Annotated in this window: 1 protein-coding gene; it reads right to left on the bottom strand. The window is 56.4% G+C overall.

Features of this window, described 5'->3' with window-relative positions:
• Nucleotides 1–245 precede the first annotated feature (245 nt).
• Entirely contained in the window at nt 246–1,286 is a 1,041-nt protein-coding gene (locus tag YU9_RS0138270; protein WP_027577396.1) for an IS110 family transposase, read from the bottom strand.
• Nucleotides 1,287–1,397: the final 111 nt, after the last annotated feature.

Below are 1,397 nucleotides of genomic sequence, written 5' to 3'. Positions count from 1 at the left end.
TGACCCAGGCCGTTCTCTAATTCCGGGCGTGAGGTCAAGCTCTCCTTGAACATCCTTGCCGGGTCCATGGTTCTCTCCGCGGTAGGGGCGTGCCCCCCGCATGATGGCGTAAGATGACGTTGGCGGATCAATGTGTGAAGCGCGCTTTGCCCTTTCGAGCGCCGCAAAGCCAGGGGCGATCTCACCAACGCCAGCGTCCCGGCAGGGACGTTCACTCCCGCTGTTCGGCGGGAACTCGTTATCCTTTATGCAGGCTGATTAGCAGCATCATTTGAAGACCATTTAAATTCGGTACCATCAATCCACATCCGATGCAGAATGACAGCAAGTTTGCGAGCAACCGCAACCTTGGCTTTGCGTAGCCCGCTTCGTTTCGCAAGCCGAATGCCCCACGCTTTGAGTGCTGACCATTTTGCTACGCGTGTGAGCAGCACATTGGCCGCCTCGTAGAGATAACTTCGCAGCATCTTATCGCCGCATTTCGAGATTCGGCCTGTCCAATCAATCTCGCCGGATGCGTATCGGCGGGTCGTCAGCCCAGCGTAGGCTCCGACGCTTCGTGATCTCTTGAAGCGAGCGGGGTCATCGATCGTCGCAAGGAAGCAAAGGGCCGTGACCGGGCCGATGCCAGGAGTCGTCATGAACCGTCGCACCTGAGCATTGTTGCGAGCCAGCCGCAGCACCTTGCGGTCAAGGTCCACAATCTGTTGCTCGACGGCCTCGCGTGCCTTCAGCAAGGGATCTACCGCGGCAAAAAGCTCTGATCGATCCTCGGCCAACTGCGCGGCGCGCACAGCAAACATATTCATCTTTGCTCGTCCGATGACGAGCCCGAGATTCTTGAGGAGCCCCCGGATTTGATTTTCGATATCCCGTTTGATCTTGACGAGCAGAGCTCGGCTGACAAGAAGGGCTTTGGTTGCATGACTATCGAGATCTTTGACGCAAACCTCCTTGTACCAACCACATTGCATGATACGCGCTATGCCAGCAGCGTCATTTCGGTCGCTCTTGTTGATCTGCATCTTCAGAACCGCCTTCGCATGCCTGGCGTCAATGCAGATAACGGGTAACCCGATCTTATTCAGCTCGGTCCACAACCATGTCGAAGTTGCTCCGGTCTCGAGTCCAATCCGAACGACGTGTGGCGCGTGCAATTTGATGAACGTCGCGATCGCCTCCGGATCAGAAGCAACCGCCCCTTCGCGCTCGACCTTTCCTGTCCGATCGACGATGCAGATCGAAGTCAGTTTCAGTGACACGTCTAACCCGACATAGTGCTCCATTGCCTCTCTCCGTCATTGCAAGGCCCTGAGGTAGGCCTCGTCTAGTCCTGGAGAGCTGATTCCCAGAGCCTGAGTATGGCTCCGAGCCCGGAATTACCCCATGTGTGAAAA

It is taken from the genome of Bradyrhizobium sp. WSM1743 (assembly GCF_000473065.1).
Classification (GTDB): domain Bacteria; phylum Pseudomonadota; class Alphaproteobacteria; order Rhizobiales; family Xanthobacteraceae; genus Bradyrhizobium.
The sequence above is the reverse complement of the archived record's forward strand: the minus strand, read 5'-3'. Positions and strand labels throughout refer to the sequence as shown.

Excerpts from the sequence above, each read along its gene's own strand:
- YU9_RS0138270 (WP_027577396.1), bottom strand. The coding sequence starts at position 1,286 with ATGGAGCACTATGTCGGGTTAGACGTGTCACTGAAACTGACTTCGATC.